The 8,060-nt window shown below is 58.0% G+C and carries 5 protein-coding genes; 3 read left to right on the plus strand and 2 right to left on the minus strand.

Annotated elements, in window-relative coordinates; all coding sequences use genetic code 11:
* Positions 1–209: 209 nt before the first annotated feature.
* Positions 210–1,445, minus strand: coding sequence for a M48 family metallopeptidase (locus ABYV26_RS15870; protein WP_372682333.1), 1,236 nt, complete (start codon positions 1,443–1,445; stop codon positions 210–212).
* A 399-nt stretch (positions 1,446–1,844) separates the two neighbouring features.
* Positions 1,845–4,088 (minus strand): alpha/beta fold hydrolase, encoded by a 2,244-nt coding sequence (locus ABYV26_RS15875; RefSeq protein ID WP_372682334.1) that lies wholly within the window; start codon positions 4,086–4,088, stop codon positions 1,845–1,847.
* Positions 4,089–4,371: 283 nt separating this feature from the next.
* Here ABYV26_RS15875 and ABYV26_RS15880 point away from each other — a divergent pair, with 283 nt between their 5' ends.
* From ABYV26_RS15880 to mtaB, 3 genes are all read left to right on the plus strand, one after another.
* Complete coding sequence (locus ABYV26_RS15880; protein WP_372682335.1) at positions 4,372–4,800, plus strand: NIL domain-containing protein; 429 nt, start codon at positions 4,372–4,374, stop codon at positions 4,798–4,800.
* On the plus strand, positions 4,797–5,837 hold the full coding sequence (gene mnmA / locus ABYV26_RS15885) for a tRNA 2-thiouridine(34) synthase MnmA (protein ID WP_372682336.1): 1,041 nt from the start codon (positions 4,797–4,799) through the stop codon (positions 5,835–5,837). Before ABYV26_RS15880 ends, mnmA begins: the two co-directional genes overlap by 4 nt.
* A 367-nt stretch (positions 5,838–6,204) precedes the next feature.
* On the plus strand, positions 6,205–7,539 hold the full coding sequence (gene mtaB, locus ABYV26_RS15890) for a tRNA (N(6)-L-threonylcarbamoyladenosine(37)-C(2))-methylthiotransferase MtaB (RefSeq protein WP_372682337.1): 1,335 nt from the start codon (positions 6,205–6,207) through the stop codon (positions 7,537–7,539).
* Positions 7,540–8,060: the final 521 nt, after the last annotated feature.

Genomic DNA, 8,060 nt, shown 5'->3' on the forward strand with positions numbered 1-8,060 from the left:
ACCTCATAAGCATGGAGGGTGGGCATTGCCCACCATGAATCAGAAACAATACATCTTGGGCGGGCGAGACGGCCGCCCCACATTCTGCTCACTGCTTACTGCTCACTGCTTACTGCTCACAGTTCCCCATTCACGATTCACCCCTCACTGTCAACCGTCAATCGGAAACCGTGAACCCCAATTCCCCAATTCCCCAATCCCCCAATTCCTCAATCCTTATTTTCCAACGCCGCAATCCGCTGGAGCACCGGTGGGTGCGAGTAGTTCAAGAAGACATACAGCGGGTGCGGGGACAGATTCGACAGGTTGTGCAGGCTGAGTTTTTTCAGGGCCTCGACCATGGGGCGGGTTTTCCCGGTGGTCGCTGCCGCAAAACGGTCTGCGGCAAACTCGTGCCGGCGGGACAGCCAGTGGCCGAAGATCCCCAGAAAAAAGTCCACCGGCGCGTAGAGCAGGCCAAAGCACACCAAACCGGCGTGAACCGACGGCTGCTCCACGTAAAATGCGTCGACCAATGCCGGTGTGTGGATGAACAGGGACATGAGAAACAGCAGCATGCCGGTCTGCAGGATCCCCAGCGCCATCATCTTCAGGATGTGCCGCATCTGGTAATGCCCCATTTCATGCGCCAGCACAGCCACCAGTTCGTCGATGGTGTGGCCGGCGATGAGCGTGTCGAAGAGCACGATGCGCCGGTGGCGGCCGAAGCCGGTAAAGAAGGCGTTGGATTTGGATGAGCGTTTGGAGCCGTCCATGACGTAGATGTTGTCCAGTGAGAAGTCGATGCCGCGGGCATAATTCATGATGGCATCTTTCAGTTCACCGCTTTCCAGCGGTTCGAACCGGTTGAACAAGGGCATGATCCAGGTGGGGGCGATAAACTGGACCACGATCATGAACAGGGTGACCAGCGCCCAGCACCAGATCCATGCGCTCGATCCGGCATGCTGGAAAAAGGCCAGAACCCCGGCCAGCAGGGGGATGCCGAATCCCATGACCAGGAGCAGGGCCTTGATGCGGTCCTTGATCCAGACGGCCGGGCTGGTTTTGTTGAATCCGAAACGCTGTTCGATCACAAAGGTGGCGTAGAGGCTGAACGGCTGGTCGACCAGGGCCTTCAATCCTGAAAGGACCCCGATGAATGCCAAACCGGTGGCCAGTGAACCCCAACCGAACGAGCGGGTCCAGGCGTCCACGAGGGCAAAGCCGCCGCCAAACCAGAAGCCGACCAGCACGAGCAGGTCCGCGGCCGCGGTAATCTGCCCGAAACGGGTATGGGTGCGCAGATAGCTTTGCGCCTGCCGGTATCGCTCCGCGTCGAAAACCGTTTGGAACGGTTTGGGTATTTCATCGGTCAGTGCGTTGAGGTTCATCCGGTCGGCCGCCAGACGAAGCAAAAAATCGGCGATCAGAAAAAAAAGAATGGTCCAGGCGATCCAGTTCATTGATTAGCAACCCCAGTTGAGTTGGTTGAGTTGTGTAAAGGGGTCAAGTCTGCTTTTGACTCTTACCCTGGTTCTCTATGAGTGAGATGGTTTTATTCGTTGAGAGCGAAACACGGTTTACGGTTTTCGGTTCACGGTTACCGGTTTTTTGATTGTAAAGCGGAAGGCGCACCCCCTCTAAACCTCTTTCCTTCTTATCCGCTCTCCTTCTTCGCATTCCCCTGTTCACCGCTCACTGTTCACCCTTCACCGCTCACTGCATACCATTCACCGTCAACCGGCAACTGTAAACCGCTTTTTCCTAACACTTAACACGTAAAACTTAACACATTTTCCACAACCCAACCCATCCAACCAATTCAACCAATTCAACCAATTAAAACGTCTCTCACTTTCCAGTCAGTTGCTTTCCTCCACCCTGGGTTCCCCGCGCTTGGGCGCTGCTTCCGTCGGTGGTTCACCAACCGCCGGTGAAGCCGTTGACGGCCGCTTGCGAAGGTGATCCAGAAAATCGCCGATGGCCCGGTACACGCGATTGGCGCCATCCCCCAGCAGGATGCCGTGGCGCTGAAAGTTAAACAGCACCATCTGCTTGTCCGTCGAACCCAGCAGCTTGAATATCTTTTCGGTTCCCTTGGGATTGACCACCGGGTCTTCCCGAGACTGGACCACCAGGGCCGGTGCGGTGATCAGCGGCAGCCTCGGTTCCAACGACGACATGAGCCGCTCCAATTCGCGGACCCCGGCGATGGGGTTTTTGAAATAATTGATCTGCGGGTTCTCCGGATGGTTGTCCACGAAGGTTTTTTTGGCCTCGTCCAGGTTGAACCGTTCCATGAAGCGGTTCCACACATCCACGGCGGGAACGAAGCGGGCGGCCATGTCGTTCAGCCGCAGCGGGGTGGACACGGCAAAGACGCCTTCCACCGCAGGCACCCGTTGGGCCAGATCCAGGGCCAGGCCGGCGCCGGTGGAAAATCCCCCGGCGAACACTCGGCGGCATAGGTTGCTGATGACGGCATACCCGCTGTCCATGGAATCGATCCAGTCCTGAAAGGTGCATCCGGCCAGATCTTCCGGGGCGGTGCCGTGCCCTTTCATGCGGGGGGCGTAGACCCAGAACCCCATTTTCCCCAGGTAGTCGGCCAGACCTCTCACCTCTGCCGGGGCTGCCATGTAGCCGTGGGCCAGCACCACGCCCACCCGTCGGCGATCGCCTTTGATCAGAAACGGTCGACCGACGTCCTTGGGCTTGGATGCCTTCAGCGTGGAAAACGTCTGGTAGTCGCGATTGAATTCGTCCAATGCCCGTTTTATCAGCAGCCGTGACACCTTGCGTTTGAGCCAGAACCCGGGCTGCCAGCACAGGCGGGTGATGCGGCGCTGAAGCCGGGTCAAGGGCTCGACTTCGTTGGCCATGACGGCAATGGGGTTGTCGATCCGGGATCGATGGAAGTCGAACATGGAGGCCAGGCGGGTGGTATTTTTTTCCAGAAGCCCACCGTTGGACGCCAGCACGCCCTTTTCCATGGCAAAGTCCACGAACTCGCTGAATTTGCGGTATCGGTCGTCGGTGAGCAGATGCACCTGGGTTTTGTCGAAGCTGTTGTGAAAATAAACGCCGCCTGAATCCACCTCCAGTTGTGACACCAGGAACACCCGGCGTTTCAAATTCTCTTTGTCGATGCGACTGACCGGCGATTTTTTCAGGCAGGCCACAAACAGGTGGTCGTGATTGACCGTGGTCATCCGATAGATGGCGCTCATGTATCGCTGCATGATCTTCAGCGCTTCCTGGCGCATGAATTTGCGGGAGGGGATCGCGTCGTCGAAACCGATGGACGCAGGGGACTGGATATCGCACTGGATTTTCTGGCAGGAGAGGTTTTTTTGGATTTCGATGGGTTCACCGAAGCGCAGGTCGATGTCCACGCCGGACAACAGCATGGCCCCCTCGGTCATGATCTCCTCGGCCACGCGATCCGGCAGCTCCTCGACCATGCGCCCGGCCAGGCGGCTGAGGGCGTTTTCGCGTGCACGCAGCGGGTAGTAGGTGAGATTGACCGGTACGATGCGGGTGGTCTGAGGGCTGACACGCGCCGCGGAGGCCAGCTCGAAACGGTCTATCAGTCGTTGGGCCTCTGGCGGGTTGCAGCGGGCCGTATCGGCAATACGCTGGCGGTAGAATTCGGTTCTTAAGGCCAGCGTCGCGGCGCCGGTGTGGGGCGGGTGCTTGCCGCCGGCGTAGGAGATCATGTAGCGTCCCTTTTCCATGATCTTTTTGTTTTTGACCATCCGGCCTTCGGGAAATACGATCCAGCAGGCTTCGGCGGTGAGCAGGGTTTTGACCATCAAGCGGTCCCGGTCCGGCGATTGGGTGGAGACGGCACCCAGCTGCTCCAGATATCGTCCAAATCTGCCCACGAACAGCTCCGGGGCGGCCAGCGCCCACACCGGCTTCCCGGTCAGGCGGTGCAGGTGGTAGGGCAGCAGAAAGGTTTCGATCCGCGTGAAGTGGTTGACCACGAAAATGGTGGGGCCATGGGGGATATGGTCCGCGTCATGGATGTTCAGGCGGGCACGCGTGAGACCGGCAATGGTTTTAATGGCCAATCCGGTGGTGCGGTATGCGAAGCGGTTCATTGACGGTTCCGTAAAAAACCCGATATCTGCGTTATGCTTTATCCCTCGTCACTGCGGAGTACCCTTAAGTACACCTCATTCCTCGGGATTCGCAAGCCTTGATCTCAGGCTTTTTACGAAACCTTTTGAAATGCGACTGTCCAGGCGTTCATCAAGGTTGACTTCGACGTGTTAAAAAATTAAATTACACAGCCTGATGGATAAAGTAAATATTCTTGGTCGGCAACACGCGTGAGCGCCCCTTATTTCGGTGGACCACCACGCATATATACGGAGACGACAGGTGTATTCGAAAATACTCAAATTGCGGTTCCCCGTCACGGAAGTTCAGAAGCCGTTGGTCTGCAACCTGGCCCGGGAATATGACCTGGTGTTCAACATCCTGAATGCCGGCATTCTTCCCCGCAAAGAGGGCTTCATGGTGCTGGAGGTCTCCGGCAGCCGCAAGAATTTCAAAGATGGCGTCAACTACCTGAAAAATCAGGGGGTGGATGTACAGAACGCCTCCCAGGAGATCAAGCGCAACGAGAAGAAATGCACGCACTGCGGATCCTGTACGGCCGTGTGCCCCACCGGCGCCCTGGCCGTCAAACGGCCGGAGATGGCGGTGGAATTCGATCAGCAAAAGTGCAGCGTCTGTGAACTCTGCGTCACCGCATGCCCGCCGCGGGCCATGGAAGTGCGTCCCACCAACCAGCTTTTTTTTGAATGAGCGGTGCCATCGCCATTGCCGTTTCCGGCGGCGTCGACTCCCTGGTTTCCGCCTACCTGCTCAAAAAACAGCAACGCGACGTTTTCGGCATCCATTTCCTCACCGGTTTTGAAACGTCGACCGACCCGCCTTCCGGGGATATCGAGGCGCTGGGCCGGCAACTGGACCTTCGGGTCGTCGTAGTCGATCTGAAGGCGCCATTCAAAACCATGGTGGTGGACTATTTCACTGCCGCCTACCAAAACGGGGAAACCCCCAATCCCTGCCTGGTGTGCAACCCGATGATCAAATTCGGTGCGCTGCTGGACGAGGCCCGCCGACTGGGTGCCTCACGTCTGGCCACCGGTCACTATGCGCGGGTGGAGGGGGGGCAGGGGAGGCGATATCGGCTGTTCAGGGGCGTGGACGAAACCAAGGATCAGTCCTATTTTCTCTCCCGCCTCACCCAGGATCAGCTGGCCCGTGCCTGTTTCCCGCTGGGGACGCTGACCAAGGCGGAGGTGAAAGCGCTGGCGGCGGCAAACGGGCTGCATCCGTTGACCCGGCAGGAGAGCCAAGATGTCTGCTTTATCCGGGAGACCGGCTATGCCGATTTTCTCGTCCGCACCACCGGTGTCAGTCCGCAGCCGGGAGACATCGTAGACACCGCCGGGAATCGGGTGGGCGCCCACAGCGGGCTGCATCAATATACGGTGGGCCAGCGGCGGGGCATCAACTGCCCGGCGAGCCGGGCCTATTACGTGGTGCGGATCGACACCCGGCGCAACCGCCTGGTGGTTGGGTTCAAGGATGACCTGGTTGCCGACAGCTGCCGGGTGAAGGGGGTCAACTGGATCGCCGGCGTCCCCGACGGTCCCGTATCGGCTGACACGCGCATCCGCTACCGCCACAGGGCCGTGCCCGCGACGGTTTCTCCCGTGGGCCTCGACGGCGCCGTGGTTCGGTTCGACCGGCCTCAGGCTGCCGTTACCCCGGGGCAGGGGGCGGTGTTTTATCGGGGGGATGAGGTATTAGGCGGCGGTTGGATTGAAAGGTAGGATTCATTCAGAGATGGCATCTTGCGGCCCAGGCCGGCGTTCTCACTCCGTTGAAATCCTCGACGTAGCGCTTGCTACGCCTCCGGGTTCATCCTCGCTGCGGCCTTGGCCTGAGCCACAATCTACCATCTCTGAAAGGACAAAGGGTAGCGGTTTGTTTGTTGAGTTGGTTTAATTGGTTTAATTGGTCGCATAGAAAGGAGTTGAGTGCTTTTCTGTGAACACAAAACATAATTGCTGATAAGCTCAAAGCCGAACCCAGAACCCAGAACCGTGAACCTACGAAACTAATCGAACCAATCAAACCAATATAACTAATTAAACCAACTCAACCAACAAACCAACAAACCAATTAAACCGATTTTTTATGAAAAAAATCTTCATCAAAACCCTCGGCTGCAAAGTCAACCAGTGCGAGTCCGAAGCCATCCGCAATGCGCTGGTGGCGTCGGATCGAGGCTTTGCGGCCGTTGACGAGGGCAGGGCCGACGTGGTGATCGTCAACACCTGCACGGTGACCCGCAAAGCCGCCATGCAGAGCCGGCAGGCCGTTCGTCAGGCCATCCGGGCCAATCCCGGTGCGCGCATCGTGGTCACCGGCTGCCATGCCCAGACCGCGCCGGCGGAGTTGGCCGCCATCGACGGCGTGGACCTGGTCGTCGGCAATCGGGACAAGCACCTGATCCCGCGGCAGATCTATTCCCACCCGCCCGCACAAGCCAGCGACGAAGCGCCGGCCCTCGGCGCGGACATCGCCGATATCGGCCGCTTCCAGTCCCTGCCAGGCATCGCCCACGGCAATCGAACCCGTCCGTTTCTAAAAATCCAGGACGGCTGCAACGCCTTTTGCACCTACTGCATCGTGCCCCATGCGCGCGGAAGAAGCCGCAGCCTGCCCATGGACCAGGTGTTGGACCAGGTCGAGCAGCTGGGGCGCCTGGGCTACCGGGAAGCGGTGCTCACCGGAATCCACATCGGCTGCTACGGCCACGACCTGACGCCGGCCATCCGGTTGGTCGACCTGCTCGAACGCATCCGCGAGGCCGGCAGCATCGATCGGGTTCGCGTCAGTTCCATCGAACCGGTGGAACTGACCGATGCGATCATCGGCCTTGCCGCTTCCGGTGAAGATACCATGGGCCGGCTCTGCCCGCACTTTCACATCCCCCTGCAGAGCGGGGACGACGGGATCCTCGAGCGGATGCACCGGCCTTATCGTGCCGGCTTTTTCAAAGATCTGGTCCAGGGCATCGTCGGCCGGCTGCCCAATGCTGCCATCGGGGTCGATACGCTGATTGGTTTTCCCGGCGAGACGGACCAGGCTTTTGAGAACACCTATGCCTTGATCCGGTCCCTGCCCGTGGCCTATCTTCACGTGTTTCCCTTTTCGGCGCGTGAGGGAACCCCGGCCTTCTCGTTCGAGGGTCAGGTCCCGGCGCAGGTGATAAAAAATCGCTGCGCCAGGATGCGCCGGCTGGGGGCCAAAAAACGGCGGGAATTCTACCACGGCCATGTCGGCAAGGTGGTCACCGTCCTCGTCGAAGCGGCCCGTGACCGAACCACCGGCCGCTTGAAAGGATTCTCGGACAATTACATTCCTGTGTGCTTCGATGGGCCGGATGACCTGATCAATACCTTCCAGCCGGTCGACATCCAGCGCCTTTCATCCGACGGCGTGCCGGTAGGAATCGTTCATTCTTAAGGTCGAATGAACGGGTTGTGGGTCTAATTGGTTAAATTTGTTTAATTGGTTGAATTGGCAGGATGCTTTGCGGCGTGGAAAGTGCGTTACGTTTTACGTGTTACGTTTTAGGTGTTAAGGAAAGGGCGGTTTGCGGTTTACGGTTGACGGTGAACGGTAAGCAGTGAGCGGTGAAGGGTGAACAGTGAGCAGTGAACGGTGAAGGGTGAACAGTGAGCAGTGAGCAGTGAACAGGGGAATGCGAAGAAGGAGAGAGGTTCAGAAGGAAAGAGGTGTAGAGGGGGTACGCCTTCCGCCTCACGATTTGCGAATAATTCTTTACACCTAACACCTAAAACCTAAAACGGGTCGTTATCGCTCCAAACGATCCAAACGAATTACGCCCTTCACTTAAAACTTAACACCTAAAACGTAAAACGGTTCGAAAGAACCCAACCAATTCAACCAGTTAAACCAATAAAACCGATCGTTGTCCCCAACGATCTAATCACCTAAAACCTAAAACGGGTCGTTATCGCTCC

The organism is Desulfosarcina sp. (genome assembly GCF_041551955.1).
Lineage (GTDB): Bacteria > Desulfobacterota > Desulfobacteria > Desulfobacterales > Desulfosarcinaceae > Desulfosarcina.

What these genes read in the sequence shown, in the direction of transcription:
- ABYV26_RS15870 (WP_372682333.1), bottom strand. Translation starts at nt 1,445, where the DNA reads ATGAACTGGATCGCCTGGACCATTCTTTTTTTTCTGATCGCCGATTTT.
- ABYV26_RS15875 (WP_372682334.1), bottom strand. Translation starts at nt 4,088, where the DNA reads ATGAACCGCTTCGCATACCGCACCACCGGATTGGCCATTAAAACCATT.
- mnmA (WP_372682336.1), top strand. Translation starts at nt 4,797, where the DNA reads ATGAGCGGTGCCATCGCCATTGCCGTTTCCGGCGGCGTCGACTCCCTG.
- mtaB (WP_372682337.1), top strand. Translation starts at nt 6,205, where the DNA reads ATGAAAAAAATCTTCATCAAAACCCTCGGCTGCAAAGTCAACCAGTGC.